Annotated in this window: 23 protein-coding genes; 12 read left to right on the plus strand and 11 right to left on the minus strand. The window is 47.8% G+C overall.

What is annotated here, in order from left to right; translation table 11 throughout:
• Window positions 1-27: 27 nt before the first annotated feature.
• On the plus strand, window positions 28-609 hold the full coding sequence (gene lpcA / locus FHD02_RS13445; RefSeq protein WP_016149592.1) for a D-sedoheptulose 7-phosphate isomerase: 582 nt from the start codon (window positions 28-30) through the stop codon (window positions 607-609).
• A gap of 111 nt (window positions 610-720) precedes the next feature.
• On the plus strand, window positions 721-1,488 hold the full coding sequence (locus FHD02_RS13450) for a class II glutamine amidotransferase (RefSeq protein ID WP_137360623.1): 768 nt from the start codon (window positions 721-723) through the stop codon (window positions 1,486-1,488).
• Here the strand turns inward: FHD02_RS13450 and dpaA are convergent.
• A complete protein-coding gene (gene dpaA, locus FHD02_RS13455) occupies window positions 1,459-2,199 on the minus strand; it encodes a peptidoglycan meso-diaminopimelic acid protein amidase (protein WP_042310464.1) in 741 nt (246 codons plus the stop codon). The two genes, FHD02_RS13450 and dpaA, sit on opposite strands and share 30 nt — an antisense overlap.
• A 349-nt stretch (window positions 2,200-2,548) precedes the next feature.
• Between dpaA and FHD02_RS13460 the strand changes: the two genes are divergently transcribed.
• Entirely contained in the window at window positions 2,549-3,310 is a 762-nt protein-coding gene (locus tag FHD02_RS13460) for a C40 family peptidase (protein ID WP_137360624.1), read from the plus strand.
• A gap of 37 nt (window positions 3,311-3,347) precedes the next feature.
• Here the strand turns inward: FHD02_RS13460 and flhA are convergent, their stop codons facing one another.
• Genes flhA through FHD02_RS13495 form a run of 7 tightly spaced genes read right to left on the minus strand, consistent with a single transcriptional unit; the run spans window position 3,348 to window position 9,605 of the window.
• Window positions 3,348-5,441: a flagellar biosynthesis protein FlhA gene (gene flhA / locus FHD02_RS13465; RefSeq protein ID WP_220393962.1), complete on the minus strand. Its 2,094-nt coding sequence runs from the start codon at window positions 5,439-5,441 to the stop codon at window positions 3,348-3,350.
• On the minus strand, window positions 5,425-6,564 hold the full coding sequence (gene flhB, locus FHD02_RS13470) for a flagellar biosynthesis protein FlhB (RefSeq protein ID WP_220393963.1): 1,140 nt from the start codon (window positions 6,562-6,564) through the stop codon (window positions 5,425-5,427). The genes flhA and flhB overlap by 17 nt, the downstream gene beginning before the upstream one ends.
• A complete protein-coding gene (fliR, locus tag FHD02_RS13475; RefSeq protein WP_137349244.1) occupies window positions 6,554-7,336 on the minus strand; it encodes a flagellar biosynthetic protein FliR in 783 nt (260 codons plus the stop codon). Before fliR ends, flhB begins: the two co-directional genes overlap by 11 nt.
• Before the next feature lies 1 nt (window position 7,337).
• Window positions 7,338-7,610 (minus strand): flagellar biosynthetic protein FliQ, encoded by a 273-nt coding sequence (locus FHD02_RS13480; protein WP_003838859.1) that lies wholly within the window; start codon window positions 7,608-7,610, stop codon window positions 7,338-7,340.
• Window positions 7,611-7,622: 12 nt separating this feature from the next.
• Window positions 7,623-8,381, minus strand: coding sequence for a flagellar type III secretion system pore protein FliP (fliP, locus tag FHD02_RS13485; protein ID WP_137370326.1), 759 nt, complete (start codon window positions 8,379-8,381; stop codon window positions 7,623-7,625).
• The gene (locus FHD02_RS13490; protein ID WP_003838856.1) at window positions 8,378-8,749 is read right to left on the minus strand and encodes a FliM/FliN family flagellar motor switch protein; all 372 of its coding nucleotides are present in this window, start codon (window positions 8,747-8,749) and stop codon (window positions 8,378-8,380) included. Before FHD02_RS13490 ends, fliP begins: the two co-directional genes overlap by 4 nt.
• Window positions 8,742-9,605, minus strand: coding sequence for a FliM/FliN family flagellar motor switch protein (locus tag FHD02_RS13495; RefSeq protein ID WP_220393964.1), 864 nt, complete (start codon window positions 9,603-9,605; stop codon window positions 8,742-8,744). The genes FHD02_RS13490 and FHD02_RS13495 overlap by 8 nt, the downstream gene beginning before the upstream one ends.
• Before the next feature lie 593 nt (window positions 9,606-10,198).
• Here FHD02_RS13495 and FHD02_RS13500 point away from each other — a divergent pair.
• The 9 genes from FHD02_RS13500 to FHD02_RS13540 are packed head-to-tail and all read left to right on the plus strand — an operon-like array spanning window position 10,199 to window position 18,426.
• Window positions 10,199-11,185: a sigma-54-dependent Fis family transcriptional regulator gene (locus FHD02_RS13500; RefSeq protein ID WP_042310449.1), complete on the plus strand. Its 987-nt coding sequence runs from the start codon at window positions 10,199-10,201 to the stop codon at window positions 11,183-11,185.
• Window positions 11,186-11,232: 47 nt separating this feature from the next.
• Window positions 11,233-11,586, plus strand: coding sequence for a flagellar hook-basal body complex protein FliE (locus FHD02_RS13505; protein WP_042310447.1), 354 nt, complete (start codon window positions 11,233-11,235; stop codon window positions 11,584-11,586).
• A gap of 4 nt (window positions 11,587-11,590) precedes the next feature.
• On the plus strand, window positions 11,591-13,270 hold the full coding sequence (fliF, locus tag FHD02_RS13510) for a flagellar basal-body MS-ring/collar protein FliF (RefSeq protein ID WP_137366060.1): 1,680 nt from the start codon (window positions 11,591-11,593) through the stop codon (window positions 13,268-13,270).
• Window positions 13,248-14,264 carry a flagellar motor switch protein FliG gene (locus tag FHD02_RS13515; RefSeq protein WP_006685955.1) on the plus strand — a complete coding sequence of 339 codons (1,017 nt, stop codon included), beginning with the start codon at window positions 13,248-13,250 and terminating at the stop codon, window positions 14,262-14,264. The genes fliF and FHD02_RS13515 overlap by 23 nt, the downstream gene beginning before the upstream one ends.
• 3 nt (window positions 14,265-14,267) lie before the next feature.
• The gene (fliH, locus tag FHD02_RS13520) at window positions 14,268-14,978 is read left to right on the plus strand and encodes a flagellar assembly protein FliH (RefSeq protein ID WP_137360629.1); all 711 of its coding nucleotides are present in this window, start codon (window positions 14,268-14,270) and stop codon (window positions 14,976-14,978) included.
• Window positions 14,971-16,311 (plus strand): flagellar protein export ATPase FliI, encoded by a 1,341-nt coding sequence (fliI, locus tag FHD02_RS13525; protein ID WP_200008041.1) that lies wholly within the window; start codon window positions 14,971-14,973, stop codon window positions 16,309-16,311. Before fliH ends, fliI begins: the two co-directional genes overlap by 8 nt.
• Before the next feature lie 2 nt (window positions 16,312-16,313).
• On the plus strand, window positions 16,314-16,757 hold the full coding sequence (fliJ, locus tag FHD02_RS13530) for a flagellar export protein FliJ (protein WP_042310438.1): 444 nt from the start codon (window positions 16,314-16,316) through the stop codon (window positions 16,755-16,757).
• Complete coding sequence (locus FHD02_RS13535) at window positions 16,754-17,221, plus strand: adenylyltransferase/cytidyltransferase family protein (protein ID WP_249935969.1); 468 nt, start codon at window positions 16,754-16,756, stop codon at window positions 17,219-17,221. The genes fliJ and FHD02_RS13535 overlap by 4 nt, the downstream gene beginning before the upstream one ends.
• A gap of 11 nt (window positions 17,222-17,232) precedes the next feature.
• Entirely contained in the window at window positions 17,233-18,426 is a 1,194-nt protein-coding gene (locus FHD02_RS13540; protein WP_170972919.1) for a sulfatase-like hydrolase/transferase, read from the plus strand.
• Window positions 18,427-18,566: 140 nt separating this feature from the next.
• On the opposite strand, the gene FHD02_RS13545 is transcribed toward FHD02_RS13540, so the two are convergent.
• From FHD02_RS13545 to FHD02_RS13555, 3 genes are read right to left on the minus strand one after another with little or no spacing between them, the layout of a single operon-like run.
• Window positions 18,567-19,835, minus strand: a complete 1,269-nt coding sequence (locus tag FHD02_RS13545) for an ATP-grasp domain-containing protein (RefSeq protein ID WP_220393965.1) — start codon at window positions 19,833-19,835, stop codon at window positions 18,567-18,569.
• Window positions 19,832-20,947, minus strand: coding sequence for a DegT/DnrJ/EryC1/StrS aminotransferase family protein (locus tag FHD02_RS13550; protein WP_137360633.1), 1,116 nt, complete (start codon window positions 20,945-20,947; stop codon window positions 19,832-19,834). The genes FHD02_RS13545 and FHD02_RS13550 overlap by 4 nt, the downstream gene beginning before the upstream one ends.
• Window positions 20,944-22,020, minus strand: a complete 1,077-nt coding sequence (locus FHD02_RS13555; RefSeq protein WP_220393966.1) for a glycosyltransferase — start codon at window positions 22,018-22,020, stop codon at window positions 20,944-20,946. Before FHD02_RS13555 ends, FHD02_RS13550 begins: the two co-directional genes overlap by 4 nt.
• Window positions 22,021-22,032 lie beyond the last annotated feature (12 nt).

Below are 22,032 nucleotides of genomic sequence, written 5' to 3' on the forward strand. Positions count from 1 at the left end.
TTTACATTCATGCTGAAGGATATCCTCATGTACCAGGATCTTATTCGTAACGAACTGAGCGAAGCGGCGGAAACGCTGGCTAATTTTCTTAAAGATGACGCCAATATTCACGCCATTCAGCGCGCGGCGGTCCTGTTGGCAGACAGCTTTAAAGCCGGTGGTAAGGTACTTTCTTGCGGTAACGGCGGTTCCCATTGCGACGCGATGCACTTCGCCGAAGAGCTGACCGGGCGCTATCGTGAAAACCGCCCTGGTTATCCGGCTATTGCTATCTCTGACGTTAGCCACATCTCCTGCGTCAGCAACGATTTCGGTTACGATTATGTGTTCTCCCGCTACGTTGAAGCGGTTGGCCGTGAAGGTGATGTCCTGTTAGGCATCTCGACGTCGGGTAATTCTGGTAACGTGATTAAAGCGATTGCCGCAGCGCGTGAGAAGGGGATGAAAGTCATCACCCTGACCGGTAAAGATGGCGGCAAAATGGCGGGCAGTGCGGATATCGAAATTCGTGTGCCGCACTTTGGCTACGCTGATCGTATTCAGGAAATTCATATCAAAGTGATTCATATCCTGATTCAGTTGATCGAAAAAGAGATGGTTAAATCATAAGAAGGCGATTGCCGGATGGCGGCTGAAGCCTTATCCGGCCTACATGAGCTCCACGTAGGCCTGATAAGCGCAGCGCCATCAGGCAGTTCACGGTTTTAAGGTAGGTGATGTATGTGCGAACTGCTCGGGATGAGCGCCAATGTGCCAACCGATATCTGCTTTAGCTTCACCGGGCTGGTTCAGCGCGGCGGAGGGACCGGGCCGCACAAAGACGGCTGGGGTATTACGTTTTATGAGGGTAAGGGTTGCCGTACGTTTAAAGATCCGCAACCCAGCTTTAATTCGCCTATCGCTAAACTGGTACAAGACTATCCCATCAAATCCTGTTCCGTAATTGCCCATATTCGTCAGGCGAATCGTGGAGAAGTGGCGCTGGAAAATACCCATCCATTTACCCGTGAACTATGGGGACGCAACTGGACGTATGCCCATAACGGGCAGCTCAGCGGTTATAAATCGTTGGAGACTGGTAATTTCCGCCCGGTCGGTGAAACCGACAGCGAAAAAGCCTTCTGCTGGCTGCTGAACAAGCTGACAGAGCGTTATCCACGCATGCCAGGTAATATGACAGCGGTGTTTAAATATATCGCGGCGCTGGCAGGAGAACTGCGGGAGAAGGGCGTCTTCAACATGCTGTTGTCTGACGGTCGTTATGTGATGGCTTTCTGCTCGACCAACCTGTTTTGGATCACCCGTCGAGCGCCATTTGGCGTAGCGACGCTGCTGGATCAGGATGTGGAAATTGATTTTAGCTCAGAGACCACACCCAATGATGTGGTCACCGTGATTGCCACTCAGCCGTTAACCGGCAATGAAACCTGGCAAAAGATTATGCCAGGCGAATGGGCATTATTTTGTCTCGGGGAGCGCGTAGTTTGATGCCAGCTGCGGTTGAACGACTTCGTGACTCAATGGCTTGCTGATAACGTAACGGCCATCGACGACGGAAACGGTCGGTGGCTTACGCGTTTGTTCAAAGTAATCGTATCCTGGCTTTAACTGGGCCCAGAAATCTTTGTAATACGAAAACTTATGACGCTGCATGTTGGCATCGGTCATGCGGAACGGGTAAATGCTCACCTGTACGCTGGATTGTCCGAACACCAGAGCGCCGGTGACAAACTGGAAAATCTCATCAATACCGTTGTCGGTCATCGCATAGCAGCCGACGGAAACGCAGGCGCCGTGGATCATCAGGTATTTACCTTCATAACCGTGTGCACGGTCGTAGGCGTTAGGGAAACCGATGTTAATCGCCTTATAGAAGCGGCTATCCGGTTTGAGCTGTCCGCGTTGTACGCTGTAAAACCCTTCCGGGCTTTTGAAATCGCCCTGACGCTGTTTCGGCCCTAAACCGCCGGAATAATTACAGATCTTATAACTGTCGAGCAATTGATACTGTTCGCCCATCTTGACGTACAGATCCAGCGTTCGCTCTTCTTTGAAGATCTGGATATAGACAGGGGAGCCCATTAACTGCTGCTTATATTCTTTGCTGACAGGCGTGGTCGGGCTGCTGCTGCTCAGCAAACCAGCAAATGAAACGCACGGCAATAAAAGCATCGCAAGAAAAAATGCGATTTTACGCATACTGCTTATTCCTTGATAAAACGATTACACACGCCAGGACGGCAAAAAGAGTCCCCAAATCGGATAAATCTGGATCTGGAGCGCTCACATTAGCACCAAGAGAGTTTTTCGCAAGTCTCTCGTGCGGCGTTTACACTTTAGTTTTTCTTTATACGGAAAATTGCGCTTAAAGGCAGTCAGACACTGGCTTGTTTTGCTGGTTAGCACACTGCATTACTTCTTATTAGTGAAGAATGTCTAATGTATTGAATTTAAAAAATTAATTATTTAATAATCGAATATTAAACAGGAACGATGAGCAATAGCGGTAAACTGCGGCGAACGTGTTTGACCAGGTATTCTTCTTTTCATGTTTTTTGTCTCTGCGCCCCGTTGCTTCTTGCCGGGCCTGCTGTCTTTGTGTGTTGTACTGTCATTACCGTCTGTCGCCAAAGTTCAGACCCACTTATCTGACGCCCATTTAAGCTATGCGGCGCAATTGCGGATGCGTAACCGCGCCCGGCTGCTGAAGCAGTATCACGCCCAGGTAAAAAAACAGGCAAGCTACGTGGTGGAAGGCAACGCAGAAAGTAAACGCGCGCTGCGCCAGCAGAATCGGACGCTGATTAAACAGCACCCGGAGTGGTTCCCTGGCCCACTAAAAGCCAGCGACCATCGCTGGCAGGAACTGGCTGAGAATGATCATTTTCTCAGTAGCGATCATCTGCACAACATCACTGAAGTGGCCATCCACCGACTTGAGCAACAGCTAGGTAAACCCTACTTGTGGGGAGGTACCGATCCTGATGAAGGGTTTGACTGTAGCGGGCTGATTTTTTATGCCTACAACAAAATCCTGGCGGCAAAATTGCCCCGGACGGCGAATGAAATGTATCACTACCGGCGGGCAACGATTGTCTCAAATCGAGATCTTCGCCGTGGTGATTTAGTGTTCTTTCATATTCACAGCCGGGATATTGCCGACCATATGGGCGTCTATTTGGGGCAGGGGCAATTTATTGAATCGCCGAGGACGGGAGAAACCATTCGGGTGAGCAATTTATCCGATGACTTCTGGCGGGATCATTATCTCGGTGCCCGTCGTATTCTTACGGAAAATACGATTCTGTAATCAAAAAGGCGGTGTAAACACACCGCCTCGCCAGGCGTTAACTCAACGCCCCCATGATCTTTAATTCCAGCTCATCCGGAACTTCGTTATAAGACAACACCTGTAGGCCCGGGGCAAACAGGCGCGCATAGCGCGCGAGCAGAGGACGTAACTGCGGCGCGACCAGCAGCACCGGCTCTTTCCCCGCCGCTTTCATCTGCTCTTTTATCTGCGGCATATTGGTCTGGAACTGATTCAGCATATTGGGATCGACCGGCACACTGTCCAGCACCACTTTTCCACTTTGCTGAGCCTGATTCACCACATTCGCCAGCAGATTCTCCAGTTCACTATTCAGCGTATATACCGCCAGCTCATCTTTGCGTACAAACGGGTGGGTAATGCTGCGACGTAGCGCCAGACGCACATCCGCCGTTAACAGAATATGATCTTTGGTCACGGCGCTACTGGCGACCAGTACGGTGGCTATGGTGACGATATCGCGCAATGACACACCTTCGATAAGCAGCGCCCGGTACACTTTCAACAGTTGGCTGTAATTCAGCGCTGTGCTCAAATCTTCCGCCAGACGTGGCGCCATAGAAGAGAGACGGTTATGCAACTGCGTAATGTCATCGTAATTAAACAGCTCTGGAATATAGTTACGAATGATCTTATTCACATGCGTCGCAATGACGCTGGCGCTATCAATAACCTGATACCCCATATTTAACGCTTTCGCTTTTTGCGCTGGGACAATCCAGGTGACCGGCATTCCGTAGGCCGGATCGTGACCTAAAACACCGTCGATCTCGCCATAGGTTTCACTGGAGGGCAGCGCCATCAGCTTATCTGCGGGAATGTCGGCCTCATCAGCCTTGATCCCATTGATAAAAATGGCGTACTGGGTCGGTTTGAGGCGGAAGTTTTCACGAATGCGAATTTCCGGTAACAACACGCCGTTGCTGTCTGAGATCACCTGCCGCACACCGCGAATACGTTGAGTGAGCGGATTCCCTTTGGATTTATCGACCAACGACACCAGCTTGTATCCCAGGCTCAGGCTGATAGGTTCAATTAAAGGGATGGTTTCCCAACTGACCTGCTGCTCGGTGGTTTCTGCGATGGTTTTGGTCAGCGTTTCGAGATTTTTCTCTTCGGTCTCCGCAACCTTGGGGCGCTTGCTCATGCGCCAGGCGGTGAATCCCAGCAGGGCGCTGAAAATCAGGAAGGGGAAATGAGGCATCCCCGGCACCACTGCCAGCACAAACATAATGCTGGTGGCGGTATACAGCACGGAGGGGCTGGCCAGCAGTTGGCTACGCACGTCTGTGGCAATATCGCCGCTGTCGCTTACACGGGTGACGATGATCGCTGCCGCGGTCGACAACAGCAGAGAAGGGATCTGGGCGACCAGGCCGTCACCGATGGTCATCAGTACGTATTGCTGGAATGCGGCTTCGGCGCTTAAATCGTATTTAAAGATCCCGATACAGACGCCGCCGATCAGGTTGATAGCCAGAATCATCATCCCGGCGATGGCATCGCCGCGTACGAACTTTGACGCACCATCCATCGCGCCATAGAAATCCGCTTCCCCCGCTACGTCTTTACGTCGCGCTTGCGCCTGCGCCTGATTAATCAGTCCTGCGTTGAGATCGGCGTCGATCGCCATCTGCTTACCGGGCATGGCGTCAAGCGTAAAGCGGGCAGAAACTTCGGAGATACGCTCCGCACCTTTGGTCACCACGATAAAGTTAATGATCATCAGAATGATGAACACCACGAAACCAACGACAAAGTTACCGCCGATCACCACCTGGCCGAAGGACTCAATCACCTTACCGGCAGCGCCTGCACCCATGTGACCGTGCAGTAATACCACGCGTGTTGACGCCACGTTCAGCGTCAATCGCATCAGGGTGGTGATCAGCAGAATGGTCGGGAACAAGCTGAATTCGAGCGGGCGTTTCGCTGAAACGGCCACTAACAGCACCATCACCGCCAGCACGATGTTAAAGGTGAACAGAATATCCAGCAGGGCCGGTGGTAACGGCAGGATCACCATGGCCAGGATACACAGTATAACCAGCGGAATGCCGATGTTACCGTTACGCAGCAGCGCCAGGAATTGTTTAGTTGTTTTCGGCATCCAGTTTAAGAACCTCTTTTGGAATGGAAATATGTCTGTTCAGCGAAGGACGTGCTTGTGAACCGTCACGCCAGTGCTTCATTTGCAGTACATAGGTCAGGACGTGTGCAATCGCCCGATACAGTTGAAATGGGATCTGCTGATTCACCTGGGTGGTGTAATAAACGGAGCGTGCCAGCTTAGGAAACTCAACAACTTCAATATTGCTTTCTGCCGCCACCTGGCGGATATACAGCGCGATTTCATCAGTGCCTTTAGCAACCACGAAAGGCGCTGCGGCGCGTGACTGGTCGTACTGTAGCGCCACGGCATAGTGGGTTGGGTTGGTGATCACCACATCGGCTTTTGGCACAACTTTGCGAATTTGCCCCATAGCCATTTGCCGTTGCAGGCGACGGATCCTGGCCTTAACCTCGGGTTTACCTTCCTGATTTTTATACTCTTCTTTCACTTCCTGTTTCGTCATCTTCAGCCCTTTGGTGAACATTTTTTTTGCCAGAGGGACATCGATCAACGCAAAGAAAACAAACAGGATGACAAAGTTGCGCATGATGCTGCTGTACAGCGCCAGGCCATCGCTGATGGCCTGTTTGAAATGAAGCTCTTGTAAGCCGAGGAATGCGGCAACGTTATTGCGTACGCTGAGCCATAGCATCACCAGCAGCACTATCGCTTTGAGCGTCATCTTGCCGGTATCGACCAGATGGTCGGTGGAAAACAGGCGACTAATCCCTTTGAGCGGGCTTAATTTGCTAAAGTCCGGCAATATTTTTTTCGGCAGGAATAGCCAGCCTCCCGGAATCAGTGAGGCAAACAGCGCGGCAACCGGCATGGGTAACAGCGTCAGGATGAATTTCCCCAGAATCAGCAGATGGTGCTCAAGGAACTGACCGATGATATCCGGGTCATTAATGTTCTGCGCGTACTGATGCACGCTGATAAAGCTTTCGCGCACGAAATCTTCGTACCAGGGAAAGCTGCTGGAGATCACCATAAACGCGGCAAACAGACTGGCGGCAAGCCCCATATCTTTTGAACGCGGTATTTGCCCCTCTTGTCTGGCCTTGCGAAGTTTTTGCGCCGAGGGTTTTTCTGTTTTTTCTTCGCTACTGTTATCCGCCATAGTGCCCCTTCAACGCGTCAAGCTGCTGTAAGACGAAATTCGCCAGGTGCAAATAGTGGTCGGGCAGGTTGTAAAGCAGAGTCGCAAAGCAGATCAGGCCCGCCAGCATGTTGATGGGAAAACCTAATGAGTACAGGTTGAGCGGTGGTGCAATACGGTTTAGCAGACCAAAGCAGCCCTGAACAATCAGCATGATGAAGGTTGTCGGCAGCGCCAGCAGCGTGGCGGCGGCGAATACCCAGCCCAGCGCCAGGGAAATCGTGCGCAGAGATTGCGGATGCAGAGCATTGCCAATCGGCCAGTAAGTAAAGCCTTTGAATAAAATACTCACCAGCAACAGATGTCCGTCCATGGCAAAAAACAGTATCACCGCGTAGATGTTGATCATTTCCGCCAGCACCGTCGTTGACGCGCCGCTGCTGGGGTCGTTCATTACCGCCATGCTCATCCCCATATTAAAAGAGAGGATCTGACCCGCCAGTTGCAGCGCTAAAAATAAAAACTGCAGCATCAGGCCAAAAAGCATCCCCCACAGAAACTGCTCTGCGGTCAAAATAATGCTGTTCATCGACAGCAGGCTGGTGGGCACCGGGTGGGGGATAAGCGGCGTAATGATAAAGGCCAACGCCAGTGACAAAATAATGCGTATCCGTATGGTGAGCGCGGCATTATCCAGTACCGGCGCGTAGTGAATAAACGCCATAATGCGCACGAAGGGAAACCACATACCCAGTATCAGATTACTTAACTGCGTAATATCTGTTTCGCGCATGTCAGTGCACCAGAATGGCGGCCTGAGTGAACAGATGCACGCAGAGATCGCTCAACTGGACGATCATCCATTTTCCGCAAATACCTAATACCGCGAGGGTGACGATCAGCCTGGGTAAAAAACTAAGCGTTTGTTCGTTAATCTGCGTCACAGCCTGAAAAATGCTGACCAGCATACCGACCAGCAGGCTGGGAACGACTAACACGCAGACTAAAATGATCACAACTTTTATACCGCTGGCGACGATGTCTGCGGCTACATCAATGGTAAGCATGTCCGATCTCCGTTAGCCCAGTCCCAGACCGCGAATGCTGGAGGTCAGCGTCCCAACGGTCAGCGCCCAGCCGTCAATAAGTACAAACAGCATCAGCTTAAAGGGCAGCGAAACGATCAGCGGTGACAGCATCATCATCCCCATCGCCATCAGTACGCTGGCGACGATCAGGTCGATCACGAGGAACGGAATGTAAATCATAAAACCTATCTGGAAGGCGGTTTTGAGTTCGCTTAGTACATAGGCGGGAACGATAATGGAAAGATCCTGATCAACGGCGTTCCCTTTCGCGTTGGCGATGGTCATTATCTGCGCAATCGCTTTTTTATTGGTCTGCGCCAGCATAAAGCGTTTCAATGGCGAAGCGGCTGTACTCAGGGCGTTGGGGAGCGTGATTTGATCGTTTTCAAAAGGGACCACGGCATGATCGTAAATGTTGATCCAAATTGGGCGCATCACCAGCATGGTTAACGACAGCGCAATGCCAATCAATATGCGGTTCGGCGGCGTTTGTTGCAGCCCCAACGCCTGACGCAGCAGGGAAAGAACAATAATAAAACGGGTAAAACAGGTCATCATCAGCACCAGGGTAGGCAGAATGCCCACCAGGGTCATAAGGATCAGTACCTGGATTTTTACGCTGTATTCCTGGCTATTTCCGTGTGAAACCACATTCAGCAACGGGATATCTCCCCCTTGCGCGCAGGCAAAGGGAGAAAGGATGAGTAACGAGATACCCAGTAAGAGTGTGAGTGTTGGCGCGCGTTTCATGGTGCCAGGTCGTTGATTTCATGCGTGTTGAATTCAAGGACGCGCAGGCCATATTTTTCGTTGACCACAACCACTTCAGCCTTACCTAGCAGGATATTATTGACCTTGATATCCAGCGGTTCACCGGCGAGTTTATCCATCTCAATGACGGTGTCGTCATCGATGTTCAGCAGATCGGCCAGCATCACCTCTACGGATGAAACTTCCAGCGTTAGCGTGACCGGAATACGTTTGAGTAATGACATCGACTCGGAAAAACGGTCTTCTAAACGCGCCACCAGCTTTTCAGTGACAGACGGTGCGGGTGGCGTAGTCGCTTCGGGGGCTAACTCGAAGCCTTGCTCTAAAATATCTTCTGGCTTACTCATAGGATTTCTCCGTCTTGCTCGTTAATTCGGACAAAAACAGTTTGTCTTTATCCTCTACGATCAGGGCATTAAATAATTCGGATTTCCCGATATAAACAGGGAAAGTATCAGGCATCGCAATCGGTAAAATATCGCCGGGTTTAATCGTTGTCAGGTCGGCAACATTGAGAGGGATTTCCGCAATCTTGACGTTCATGGTTAGCGGCAACGTATGAATGATTTCTTTGATTAGCGTTTTTTTACGTGTCTCAGCGCTAACTTTATCAATCTGCTTTTTCTTCTCGCCGTGCTCGCTACGGCGGATTAAATTCAGAATGTAATCGGTATGGGAGTCATCCAGTAAGATGCGGAAACTGCAATTCTCCTCATCACCTAAAATAAACGTAAGTTGATAAGCCCAGTGGGTTTGTACGGTGCTACTGTCGGGTTTAAGCGTCAGTGGAATACCGGATATATTTTTATTAAAAATGATATTGCAAATATCCAGTGCCAGTCTGCTTCGCAGCCGGGTTTCTGTTTTGGTCGGTAAATCATCTTCTGACTTTTCGTCTGCAAGCGATGAAGTCAGACCATAAAAGTTGCCCAGCAACATTAACAATAGCGCACGATCGATATCAAAAGCCAAATGCCCAACCTGCGAGACTAATAACTCGGCACTTTTATTGATAACATCCATCTCACAGTGTATTTTTTTTAGTGTTATATTTGTGCGATGTTTTTTCAGGAAATAGTTTCCAAGATGTGATTCAATTGTATCAAAACTTCCCGTAAACATAGTCGGCAGACGATGATATGGACGTCCAAGCCGGTTTCCTTCAAGTTTAAAGATTCCGGGCGTTTGACTATATTTCAGCATGGTACGCTTTCTCAGCTGTAATTTCTGGGGCGGATGAGTTGATATCAAATTCCGCGGTTATCAAAGAAAATACAAATCCATTTAATTTACTGTTCATCCTTGACGCTATTCTCATAGTGTTGAAGTCCATTAGATACGAAATGCAGTACCTACTCACGTCTATGGAGTAGGGCTGGATATTAGATATTTTACCCCTCTCCTCTGCAAGTTATTAATGGTGATGAACTATAATTAAAAAATAATTAATTACGCATCCGTGATGTTGCCCACTTACTGCCTGTCGCTGCTTAGGCTTATCATTATGTCTGTTTTTTACGCGATTTTTCTTATATGTTGATGTTTTTAAAGGAATAATATTTTTATTATCTTTTAATTTAAGATTGTTAATGTTACTGGTGATAGTATTTTTTTAGGAAAATCCCTATATGGAAATAGTCTCCGATAGGGCTGCCCTGTGAAAGGGCGGTAAAACATGAGCAAGGATGAGATTAAGACATGGCACGGGCGATATCTATTATTCGATGATTGTGCTTTGGAATGATTTGTATATTTCTCGTAACGGATGTTAACTTTACTTCTAAGTGTAAATAATCATGTTTGAACTTATTGCCGAAGCAGCCTCCAGCATTAACGTCTTTTCAATGGCCAGGCGTATTGCTGCTTTTAATGTTCCTGTACTTATCCATGGCGAAACCGGTACTGGTAAAGAATGTATCGCCAAATTTATTCACTCGATTGCATTTGCGCAGGAGGCGTCGGCGCCTTATATCGGTGTGAACTGCGCCGCTATTCCTGAAAACATGCTTGAAGCAACGCTCTTTGGTTATGATAAAGGGGCGTTTACTGGAGCGGTGGCCACCGTACCGGGAAAGATGGAATTAGCCAATAACGGTACATTACTGCTGGATGAGATCGGCGATATGCCTTTGGCACTACAGGCCAAAATACTACGTGTATTACAGGAACAACAGGTTGAGCGTTTAGGAAGTAACCGTCTCATCAAATTAAATTTTCGTTTAATTGCCTGCACCAATAAAAATCTTGAAGAAGAGGTTGCGGCAGGACGCTTCAGAGAAGATCTCTATTATCGCATGTCAGTGATTCCATTGACCATGCCGCCTTTGCGCGAGCGTATGGAAGATATTATCCCTCTGGCGGAATCCTTTATTAAAAAATACTCCACGGTGCTGGTAAAAAATATCAAGCTTTCTGAATCGTCACGCCGGGCGTTACTGAGCTATGCGTGGCCGGGTAATGTGCGCCAACTGGAGAACGCCATTCAACGAGGAATGATCCTGAATCGTGATGGCGTCATTTATCCCGATACGTTAGGCCTGCCATCCATTGAGTCCGATTCCTGGAGCGAGCCGCAATGGCAACCTAAACCCAGCGCGCAGATCACCACCAGCGACAATCTGGGCCAGCATGGTCGCAGCGCACAGTATCAATATATCGCTGACCTGATGCGCAAATATCAGGGTAATAAAACCAAAATCGCTGATTTATTAGGAATAACCCCACGTGCGCTTCGTTATCGTCTGGCATCAATGCGAAAACAGGGAATAGAAATCTTTTCCTGAATCAGTCTGTGGTACCGAGAACGCTTTTCTAATTTTAAGAGTAGGTCATGAGCATAAATACGATAGCCCCAGCCAGTACCATGCAGACGCAAATGATGCAGGACATGCAGCAGATGAAAGCGGTCGCGCAAGCGCCCGTCCTTTCGCCGATGCAGGTAAACCCCCAGTTGGCATCATCTCCGGTTTCGTTCGACCGGGTTATGCAGGGGGCGCTGAATCATGTTGATCGGTTCCAGCAGGTTGCGGAACAAAAACAAACGGCCATTGAGATGGGGAAAAGCGACGACCTGGCGGGGGCGATGATCGCCAGTCAGCAGGCATCGTTATCGTTTTCCGCGCTGGTGCAGGTACGTAATAAAGTCGCTTCCGGATTCAATGACCTGATGAGCATGTCAGTCTAACGCTATGAATGAACTAATAAAAAAAGTAACTCAGTTTTTACCCTCGTTCTCTTTCAGGCTGGATGGTAAAAAACGCCTGGCGTTACTGGCGGCAGCGGCTATTGCGGCTACCGCCATTATTGTCAGCGTGCTGTGGAATGGCAACCACGGCTATGTTTCGCTGTACGGTAGCCAGGAGAATATCCCGGTTTCGCAGATAGTCACCGTGCTGGATGGTGAAAAACTGGAATACCGCATCGATCCGCAAAGCGGACAAATTCTGGTTCCGGAAGAGGCTTTGTCCAAAACGCGAATGACGCTGGCGGCGAAAGGCGTTCAGGCCATGCTGCCCAGCGGCTATGAGCTGATGGACAAAGATGAAGTGCTGGGTGCCAGCCAGTTTGTGCAGAACATTCGCTATAAGCGGAGCCTGGAAGGCGAACTGGCGCAAAGCATTATGACGCTGGATGCGGTTGAGAGCGCCCGCGTGCATCTGGCGCTCAATGAAGAGAGTTCTTTTGTCGTCAGCGACGAGCCGCAAAACAGCGCCTCGGTGGTGGTGCGTCTGCATTATGGCAGCAAGCTGGATCTCGATCAGGTGAATGCCATCGTGCACCTGGTATCCGGCAGTGTGCCTGATTTGAAAGCTTCGCAGGTCAGCGTTGTCGACCAGGCGGGGAATTTGCTGTCCGATGGTATTGGCGCGGGTGAAGCGGTTTCTGCGGCGACGCGTAAGCGCGACCAAATCCTCAAAGATATCCAGGATAAGACCCGCGCCAGTCTCGCAAATGTTCTCGACTCGCTGGTAGGAAGCGGTAACTACCGGGTGAGCGTGATGCCGGATCTCGATCTGAGCAATATCGACGAAACCCAGGAGCATTACGGCGATACGCCAAAGGTTAATCGTGAAGAAACGGTACTCGATAGCGATACCAACCAAATCGCCATGGGGATCCCCGGCTCGCTGAGTAACCGTCCTCCATTGGCGGCAAATCAGGTGACGAATGGTGCCAATGGAACCGCGCCAGAAGAGCCTCGCCAGCCTGCTGCGTTGTCAAAGCATAGCGAGAACAAACGCGACTACTCCTGGGACCGTAGCGTTGAACATATTCAGCATCCTGGTTTCGACATTAAACGTTTAAATGTGGCCGTGGTACTTAACCAGAGCGCGCCTGCGTTGAAGAACTGGAAACCGGAACAAACCACGCAATTGACGGCGCTGTTGAATAACGCCGCCGGGATTGATGCTAAGCGTGGCGACAATCTGTCCTTATCGCTGCTTAATTTTGTGCCGCAGTCGATCCCCGTCGAGCCGGTGGTCCCCTTATGGAAGGATGACAACATTCTGGCCTGGGTGCGTCTGATTGGTTGCGGCCTGCTGGCTCTGCTGTTGCTGCTGTTTGTTGTTCGTCCGGTCATGAAACGGCTGACCGCCGAACGTCGCCGGACGTCGACACCAGAGCTGGCGCTGGACGCCGCACCGATCGCGATTCCTGCGGACAAACCTCATTTTGCGGCCGCTGAAGATGAACGCAAAAACATTGAACTGCCTTCTTTCCCTGGTGACGACAGCCTGCCTTCGCAGAGCTCCGGTCTGGAAGTGAAGCTGGAGTTCCTGCAAAAACTGGCGATGAGCGACACCGATCGCGTAGCTGAAGTTCTCAGACAATGGATTACCAGCAATGAGCGAATTGACAATAAATAACGGCAGCAACAACAGCTACCTGGAACAGGCCGCAATTTTATTGCTGTGTCTGGGCGAGGAGGCGGCTGCCACGGTGATGCAAAAACTCAGCCGTGAAGAGGTGGTTCGTCTGAGTGAAAACATGGCGCGTCTGTCTGGGGTAAAAACCAGCATGGCAAAAAAAGTGATCAATAACTTTTTTGATGAATTCCGCGAGCAGAGCGGTATCAACGGCGCATCGCGTTCCATGCTGCAAGGGATCCTCAATAAAGCGCTGGGCACAGAAATCGCCAGCAGCGTGATCAACGGTATTTATGGCGACGAAATTCGTTCGCGGATGGCGCGTTTACAGTGGGTGGAACCGCGCCAGTTGGCGATTCTGATCTCAGAAGAGCATTTGCAGCTACAGGCCGTATTTCTTGCCTTCCTGACGCCAGAGATCTCGGCCACGGTACTGTCTTACATGAATGAGTCAGTGCAAAACGAGATCCTCTATCGGGTTGCCAAACTGAACGATGTGAACCGGGATGTGGTGGATGAGCTGGATCGTTTGATCGAGCGTGGGCTGTCAGTGCTCTCCGAACATGGTTCGAAAGTGAAAGGGATCAAGCAGGCTGCGGATATCGTTAACCGCTTCCAGGGGAACCAACAGGTGATCCTCGATCAGCTGCGCGAGCGCGATGAAGATGTGCTCGAACAGTTGCAGGATGAAATGTACGACTTCTTTATTCTGAGCCGCCAAACTGACGAAGTGCGTCGTCGACTGCTGGACGAAGTGCCGATGGAAGACTGGGCTGTGGCGCTGAAAGGTACCGAAGCGCTGTTACGCCGCTCGATTTATGCCGTGATGCCTAAGCGCCAGGTACAACAACTGGAGGCGATAACCTCACGTCTTGGTCCGGTTCCGGTGAGCCGTATTGAACAGATTCGCCGTGAAATCATGGGAATTGCCCGCGAGCTTGAGGAAGCGGGTGAAATTCAGCTACAGCTGTTTGCTGAACAGACGGCGGAGTAACACATGGCGATTGAAACCATTCGTGGTCGTTACCGGCTGCACCGTTTTCCTCCTCGCCAGCGCCATCTCCAGGCTGAACAGCTCACGCCGGGTATTACCCCGGCGGATTATCAGCGCCAGCTGATGGACGGCTTCCAGGAAGGGCTGCAAAAAGGTTTTGAGCAGGGGATGACCGAAGGCCAGGAGCAGGGCTTTCAGGAAGGTCATCAGAAGGGGCACGATGAAGGTCGTCGTCAGGGATACACTGAAGGCAGCCTGGCCGGACAGCAGGAAGGGCGCAAGCAGTTTGAACGGGCCGCGCAGCCGCTGGAAGCCATCTCTGGCAAAGTGAATGATTATCTGGCGCACATCCAGCGTAAACAGCGGGAAGACCTGTTGCAGCTGGTTGAAAAGGTGACCCGCCAGGTGATTCGTTGTGAGCTGGCGCTGCAACCGACGCAGCTATTATCGCTGGTCGAAGAGGCGATTTCGGCCTTTCCGGCGATGCCTGAATCGCTACAGGTGCTGCTGAGTAACGAAGAATTTAACCGTATCAAAGATGTCGCGCCTGAGAAGGTCACTGCATGGGGACTGACGCCATCTGCCGATCTGCAGGCGGGCGAGTGCCGGGTGATTACCGATAAATCCGAGCTGGATATTGGCTGCGAGCATCGACTCGAGCAATGTATGTCGGCACTCAAAGAGTCGCTGCTGCCGGAGCCGACGGGTGAGTGACCTTTCCAGCTTCGACAACGCGCTGCGTTCCATTGAGTCGATTCCTTTAGCCCGGGTAGCCGGGCGACTGGTGCGCGTGAACGGCATTTTGCTGGAGAGCGTGGGCTGTCCGCTGGTGACCGGCCAGTTGTGCCGCGTGGAAAGTGCCAACCATACGCTGATTGACGCGCAGGCGGTGGGATTTAATCGTGATATCACCTACCTGATGCCCTTCAAACACCCCGTCGGACTGATGGCGGGCGCGCGCGTATTCCCCGAAGAAAAAGCCCAGGAAATCCTGATTAGCGAAAGCTGGCTGGGGCGGGTGGTCAATGGTCTGGGCGAACCGCTGGATGCCAAAGGCCGTCTGACCGGCAATGATGTGCTACCGCCGCAGGCGCCGTCTATCAACCCCCTCACGCGTCGGTCGGTGAACCAACCGCTGGATGTGGGTGTAAAAGCAATCAACGGGTTGTTAACTATCGGCAAGGGCCAGCGCGTGGGATTGATGGCCGGCAGCGGCGTGGGAAAAAGCGTGCTGTTGGGGATGATCACCCGCCAGACCAAGGCCGACATCGTGGTGGTGGGGTTAATTGGCGAGCGTGGCCGCGAGGTGAAAGAGTTTATCGATCATTCACTGGGTGCGGAAGGGTTAGCAAAATCCATTATTGTGGCGGCTCCGGCGGATGAGTCGCCGTTAATGCGTTTGAAAGCCACCGAGCTGTGCCACTCTATCGCCGCCTGGTTTCGCGATCGTGGGCATCACGTTTTACTGCTGGTGGATTCGTTAACCCGTTATGCCATGGCGCAGCGTGAGATTGCGTTGTCATTGGGGGAACCTCCGGCGACGAAAGGTTATCCGCCATCGGCGTTCGGCATGATCCCTAAGCTTGTGGAAAGCGCCGGCAACAGCGAAAGCGAAGGCTCAATGACCGCCATTTACACGGTGCTGGCGGAAGGGGACGACCAACAGGATCCGATCGTCGACTGCGCGCGCGCGGTGTTGGATGGACACATCGTTCTGACCCGTAAGCTGGCGGAAGCCGGGCATTATCCAGCCATCGATATTGGGCAATCGATCAGTCGATGCATGACGCAGGTTACGCCCAATGAGCACCAACAGTCGGCCCGTCTGCTAAAACAAAACTACGCCGCCTATATGGAAATTAAGCCGCTGATCCCGTTGGGGGGCTATGTTGCCGGAGCCGATCCCAGCGTCGATAAAGCCGTCAAAGTGTTTCCCGCCATTGAGCGTTTTCTGCGTCAGGAGGTGAGTGAACCCGCCTCACTTGAGCTGGTGCAAAGTCGCTTACAGGCCCTTTTCCCACAGGCAAAGAAAGCGGAAGGTAAATAATCATGCGGCAAATTATTGATACCCTGGCGCAGTTGCAGCGCCTGCGGGATAAATCAGTAAAGGACATGACGGTCCAACTGGCTAAACAGCAGCAGGTCTGTACCGGCTTTGACAATAACATCAAAGCGCTGGGCTACCTTATTCAGAAAACTGGCACCGGCGTTGACACCCCTTCCGTTGAATCACTTAAAAACGTCACGGGTTACAAAGGTACGCTGCGCACGGTGATTGCCTGGCAAGAACAGGAAAAAACGCTGGCTAAAATCAAAGAGCAGCGTATTCAAAAAAATCTGGTTGCCGCGGCCTGCGAAGAGAAAATTGTTGCCATGACGTTGGCAGATAAGCGTTACGCGCTGAGCAATGAGGCGCAGGTAAAAGAGCAAAAAGCCGTAGATGAAATCGCCGCGCAATGCTGGCTAAGACAGAAGACGCTGGGCCTGGTATGAAAACGATCATTACTTTCGGCACATTTGATGTTTTTCATATTGGACATTTGCGTATTCTTGAACGCGCCAGGCAGTTGGGTGAGCGACTGATTGTCGGTGTCTCTTCGGATGCGCTAAATATGCAGAAAAAAGGCCGGATGCCGGTTTATAGCCAAAGCGATCGCATGGGGATTGTTGCCGGGCTGAAATGTGTGGACTGCGTGTTTCTTGAAGAGTCGCTGGAGAAAAAAGCCGACTATATTCGCCAGTTTAACGCCGATACGCTGGTGATGGGGGATGACTGGGCTGGACGCTTTGATAGTTTGTCGTACCTGTGTGAAGTGGTCTATTTTCCCCGAACACCATCGATATCCACCACCTCGATTATTGAGGTGGTAAAAAATGGGGCATGTATTACTACTAGTACTGAATGTTATGTTTTTCCTTATAATTCAGGTGTTATCGAAATACGCTTGCTTGAATAATGGGTGATTTAATGCGTAAAAATATTGTCTTCCTCCATATGGAAAGCCTTAATCAGCAGGTTTTTGCAAATAGGCAGTGGTTTCCAGCGATTAATTTAATATATGGGAGATCTCTGCGGTTGACTCGTTTTATTTCGAGCGCTACATCAACTTTTATGGCCTTGAGTGACATGTTGCATGGGGATGATATGTTGCTGGAGCATAATGAAAGCTACGATGATGATATGACTTTAAATAAAACTTGTCGAAGTATCTTTGATATACTTGAAGAGAATGGATATGAAACTCTGGGGACGGAGTCTCCTACTGGATGGGATAAGTTTAATCACATCTGGAATGATCATAACGATAAAAAACAGCAATGGGATGATGTTTGTCATGACATGATGGAGAAAATTGAAGATAAACTAAAAAATTTAAAAGCTCCATTTGGGCTTTATTTTTGGAACCCCACTAGCCATATTTGTTGTTATGATAAATATAAGTTTGCTGAACATGGTTTTGATTATTGGCGAAGAGGATGGTCTAATCTTGATCGTTCAGTAAATGAATTGATTAGACTCCTTTCAAAATACAATCAACTTTCGAATACTATTATTGTAGCATTTGGCGACCATGGCGATGATTTTTGGACACATGACAGTAATGGCGGGTTTGCTCATGCGATTGAGCCATATATACCTTTAATTCATACACCTGCATTCATTTTTGGAACAGGTATGCCGGCAAATGATATTAACCATTTGGTTAGTCTTATTGATCTAAAAAAAATAACACTTCAACTGCTTAATATACCAGATGATGATTTCGTTTCTTCTCCAACATATACATTGAGTGGTGGGCGAAAATATTGCTTTAGTAGAAATATATCTGCGGCACAAAGAGATAGCAAAAAAAATGATCTAAGAAAAGGATATAGCATAACGTCTGATTATTTTCATATGATGAAGGCAAGAGGTAAATATAAAATGTTTTCATGGACTTTAGATCCTGGTAATCATTTTAATCTCCTTGATCTTTTTTCGGAAAATAAAAGCGGTCAAATAATGTACACACCTGATAAATATATGAAAAAATCTCATTCTAATTGCCATGTACATTATAAAAGCATCATTTACCCTACTACTATAAATTTCATTATAGAGAGCTATAGTAAAATGAAGCAAGAGTTGGATTCCTTTATAGAAAGAAAAAATAAATATTAATTTGAAGATGGTGTGATGTATTTTATTGGGTGCAATGCTAATGATAAATTATGGTGAGTGCTCATAATAAAACTGGTGAATGGTAATTTATTTATGATAAACCCATCTCTCTTCACTTTGATGAGGGATGGGTTGTGATTTTATTTAAGGATGAGCATTTCAATCATGCTATTATCAAAAATAGCAATTTTTTTCCTATTAAAAACTTCTAACCTTTCTGCAAAACTATCATCAATAAATATAGCACTTATTTCGCTAATGTAATCACTTTTCTTATCATTATTATTCAAATGAAATATATTATCAAAAATATTTAAAATACGTCTTTTCTTTAATTCCTGAATTATATTTCCTGCATGACGTGTGATAAGATGTACTTTAATTCCATTGTTTATGCATTGATATAAGAAAGTGATTATTGGCAAGCATAATTTATCCTTAATAACAATGGTATCATCATAATCAATATAAACATGCTCGAATTTTATGTTGTGTGTGTATTTGTTTGACAAGCTTCGAGTTATTCTTAGATTTTTATTGGTTGGCAGGATTTTAATATCTTTCCGCATACTTTCGTAAATAGTGAGTATCGAAAAATTTATACCGGCAACCCTATTAAGAGCCATTGTTCCCGCAATACGCGGGGCTACTTCAAGTAACGTCATTACACCGCCGGAAGATCGTTTTAATTGAAAAAACCATGCCCCATACAGGTGTAAATTTTTAGCAATTGAATGAGCATAAGCTTCAACTCCAGGAATTGATACCAGCTCTGAACTCATAGCAATACCAGAGCGAATGCGTGAACGTATTCTTGGTTGACAGAATAATAGCCCTTTCTCTCTGTCAGAAAAACAATCGACAGTATATTCCTCACCACTTAAATATTCACAAATGATGAGTCCTTTTTCTTGTGCGCGTAGCGACAATAACATTTCTTGAGTATCAATACGCATGGCTCCTTGAGCTCCTTGCCCACGGTCAGGTTTTACAAATACTGGCCATTGCGTAATTTCATCTATTTCATTATATACAGTTGGAACAGGTATTATATTTTTAAGTAATTGATATGTTTTCTTTTTTGAGCGTGTAATTCTGCATGTTTGCTTAGGCGGACACAGTACTGTGGCGGATAGGTCTGTACGGTTTTCCGATAAAAACATTAATGCTTCATCATGAGCCGGAAAAATATAATCAATTTTTTCTTGCGAAATTAATAGTTGTAATTCTTTTAAGCATGAATTATCTGTTACATCAGGAAGGATAAAATACTTATTGTTATAATAGCGCGCATGGCTATCATAGTCAGAGCCTGCTAGAATAACGCTTATATTTTTTTCGTATTGCAGAGAAAGATAAATTTCTCTTCCAATTTCTGTTCCCGCAGGGAAAATTAATATTTTAATCATGCTGTGATAATCTCGATTATAGTACTGACTTCCTCAGATGTCATATCTGGATAGATAGGCAAACATAGGACTTGCTCTGAAACTAGATTCGCAACGGGGAGGTTTTCTTTATTAGCACCAACTATGTTTTGGTACATATTAAGATTGGAAAGTAATGGATAGAAATAACGGCGAGTCAATATGTTATTGCCTTTTAAATGGTTGTAAAGGCTATCACGAGTCATTTTATAATCTGGTTTTATAAGGATAGGGAAATAGCTATAATTGTTTTTTGTGTTTGTACAGTTATCAGGAATGAATATTCCTGGCGTATTTGCGAGGCGAGTACGATAAAGTTGAGCTATTTTTTTTCTTTTAGTAATGGCTTCATCAACATATTCTAATTGCAGGAGGCCAAAAGCAGCTTGAACTTCATTCATTTTTCCATTGATACCAGGGGCAACAACGGTTAACTCGTCAGCAATACCAAAGTTTTTCAGGTAATCGATTCGTTGTTTTGTTTTTTTATCGTAGCTAACAATGGCACCACCCTCAAAAGTATTGAACACTTTAGTTGCATGGAAGCTCAGTACCGAAAGATCGCCATGGCGAAGGATGCTCCCGCCACAATCTTCTACGGCAAAAGCATGTGCTGCATCATAAATAACGGGAATGCCGTAATTATTAGATATTTTTTCTATTTCATTGGTATTGCAACTTTGGCCGTAGACATGTACCGGCATGATTAACCCTGTTTTTGGAGTAATAGCAGATTCAATTAGATGCGGGTTGATGTTGAAACTGTGTGGATCAATATCAACAAATACTGGCGTTAATTGATTCCAGAGGATGCTATGCGTAGTGGCAACAAAAGAGTAAGGGGTAGTAATGACCTCACCCTTAATTCGTAGCGTTTGCATCGCAGCAATTAAAGCGATTGTCGCATTACAAAACAGCGAGATATAAGGTACGTTTAAATAAGACGCTAACCTCTCCTCTAGCAGTTGATGCATGGTGCCGTTATTTGTTAACTGCTTACTTGACCAGATCTCTCGTAGATATGGTATAAATTCTTCTAGCGGAGGCAAGAAGGGCTTAGTGACTGTGATAAGGTTGTGAGCATTATTTTTCATTGCTGAAGGTCCTGGGGGGATTTTTCACTAATCTGTTGATATTGTTCTGGTAACCTGGTTTTTAAACTGGTCAGAAGTGTGCTTCTGATCTTGTTGTCAGTAATGCTTTTTAATGCAACTAAATATAATTGAGGTAATATCTCAAGGCGACTATCACAGTAGATGATGGCCTGTACAATATGATATTTTGCTTTGCTTACATCTTTATGGTGAATGGCCACGATAAAACCCTGGAAATGTAGCAATGGGTCGGTTGGCCGTTGAAGCAACAGTTCGTCAATATCTTCTTTGATCAGCATATGATCGGGATGAGCATATTGTTTCCAGCGGTTGTTCATTGCCTCTACCCAGGCGTCTTCATGTTTCCACTGATTAAGGATCATCATCCTGTTTTGGTACATTAATTTGCTGTTATCTTTTCTGTACCAGGTGTTATTGTCATGGCGACGGTAGTAGGCAACTAAACGCTGGGATGAAATAAAATGCCCCTGGCGGGAAAGTTTCAGAAACATATCCCAGTCTTCCTGTACCAGTTCTGGCTCGGAACGCTCTATCTTCAAGTACGCCTCACGGCGGATTAACGATCCGATATAAAGACTAAGATTTCCGGAAACCAGCAGATGATGAAAAACATCGCCATCAAGAAATAAATCGCTGTAAGGAAAACGTGAGCCATCAGGCATGATGACCTCAATTGCGCTATAGCACATTACGCAATATGGATTTTTCTCCAGAATATTAACCTGATGGGAGATTTTTGTGCTGACGATAAGATCATCAGAGTCAACGACAGCAATATATTTACCCGAGGCCATATTCATTGCCTCGATGATCGGTTTATCACCAATTTTATTTTTTTGCGAATAATAGTTAGTTTCGCGTAGAATTGTTTTGCAATTATATTTCCGCTGATATTTTTTAATGATATCAACAGACCGATCGGTAGACGCATCATCGACGATAATCACTTCGATATTTTTCCACGTCTGGTTAAAGACGCTATCCAGCGCCTCTTCAAGGAAAGCATCGTGGTTATAACTGGTGACGATAATACTCACTAAAGGTGTTGGCATAGATTCATCTCT

Source organism: Citrobacter sp. EC_71, from assembly GCF_019584005.1.
Taxonomy (GTDB): domain Bacteria; phylum Pseudomonadota; class Gammaproteobacteria; order Enterobacterales; family Enterobacteriaceae; genus Citrobacter; species Citrobacter werkmanii.

Coding starts and splice junctions, on each gene's coding strand:
- lpcA (WP_016149592.1), top strand. CDS start 28: ATGTACCAGGATCTTATTCGTAACGAACTGAGCGAAGCGGCGGAAACG.
- FHD02_RS13450 (WP_137360623.1), top strand. CDS start 721: ATGTGCGAACTGCTCGGGATGAGCGCCAATGTGCCAACCGATATCTGC.
- dpaA (WP_042310464.1), bottom strand. CDS start 2,199: ATGCGTAAAATCGCATTTTTTCTTGCGATGCTTTTATTGCCGTGCGTT.
- FHD02_RS13460 (WP_137360624.1), top strand. CDS start 2,549: ATGTTTTTTGTCTCTGCGCCCCGTTGCTTCTTGCCGGGCCTGCTGTCT.
- flhA (WP_220393962.1), bottom strand. CDS start 5,441: ATGCCGAAAACAACTAAACAATTCCTGGCGCTGCTGCGTAACGGTAAC.
- flhB (WP_220393963.1), bottom strand. CDS start 6,564: ATGGCGGATAACAGTAGCGAAGAAAAAACAGAAAAACCCTCGGCGCAA.
- fliR (WP_137349244.1), bottom strand. CDS start 7,336: ATGCGCGAAACAGATATTACGCAGTTAAGTAATCTGATACTGGGTATG.
- FHD02_RS13480 (WP_003838859.1), bottom strand. CDS start 7,610: ATGCTTACCATTGATGTAGCCGCAGACATCGTCGCCAGCGGTATAAAA.
- fliP (WP_137370326.1), bottom strand. CDS start 8,381: ATGAAACGCGCGCCAACACTCACACTCTTACTGGGTATCTCGTTACTC.
- FHD02_RS13490 (WP_003838856.1), bottom strand. CDS start 8,749: ATGAGTAAGCCAGAAGATATTTTAGAGCAAGGCTTCGAGTTAGCCCCC.
- FHD02_RS13495 (WP_220393964.1), bottom strand. CDS start 9,605: ATGCTGAAATATAGTCAAACGCCCGGAATCTTTAAACTTGAAGGAAAC.
- FHD02_RS13500 (WP_042310449.1), top strand. CDS start 10,199: ATGTTTGAACTTATTGCCGAAGCAGCCTCCAGCATTAACGTCTTTTCA.
- FHD02_RS13505 (WP_042310447.1), top strand. CDS start 11,233: ATGAGCATAAATACGATAGCCCCAGCCAGTACCATGCAGACGCAAATG.
- fliF (WP_137366060.1), top strand. CDS start 11,591: ATGAATGAACTAATAAAAAAAGTAACTCAGTTTTTACCCTCGTTCTCT.
- FHD02_RS13515 (WP_006685955.1), top strand. CDS start 13,248: ATGAGCGAATTGACAATAAATAACGGCAGCAACAACAGCTACCTGGAA.
- fliH (WP_137360629.1), top strand. CDS start 14,268: ATGGCGATTGAAACCATTCGTGGTCGTTACCGGCTGCACCGTTTTCCT.
- fliJ (WP_042310438.1), top strand. CDS start 16,314: ATGCGGCAAATTATTGATACCCTGGCGCAGTTGCAGCGCCTGCGGGAT.
- FHD02_RS13535 (WP_249935969.1), top strand. CDS start 16,754: ATGAAAACGATCATTACTTTCGGCACATTTGATGTTTTTCATATTGGA.
- FHD02_RS13540 (WP_170972919.1), top strand. CDS start 17,233: ATGCGTAAAAATATTGTCTTCCTCCATATGGAAAGCCTTAATCAGCAG.
- FHD02_RS13545 (WP_220393965.1), bottom strand. CDS start 19,835: ATGATTAAAATATTAATTTTCCCTGCGGGAACAGAAATTGGAAGAGAA.
- FHD02_RS13550 (WP_137360633.1), bottom strand. CDS start 20,947: ATGAAAAATAATGCTCACAACCTTATCACAGTCACTAAGCCCTTCTTG.
- FHD02_RS13555 (WP_220393966.1), bottom strand. CDS start 22,020: ATGCCAACACCTTTAGTGAGTATTATCGTCACCAGTTATAACCACGAT.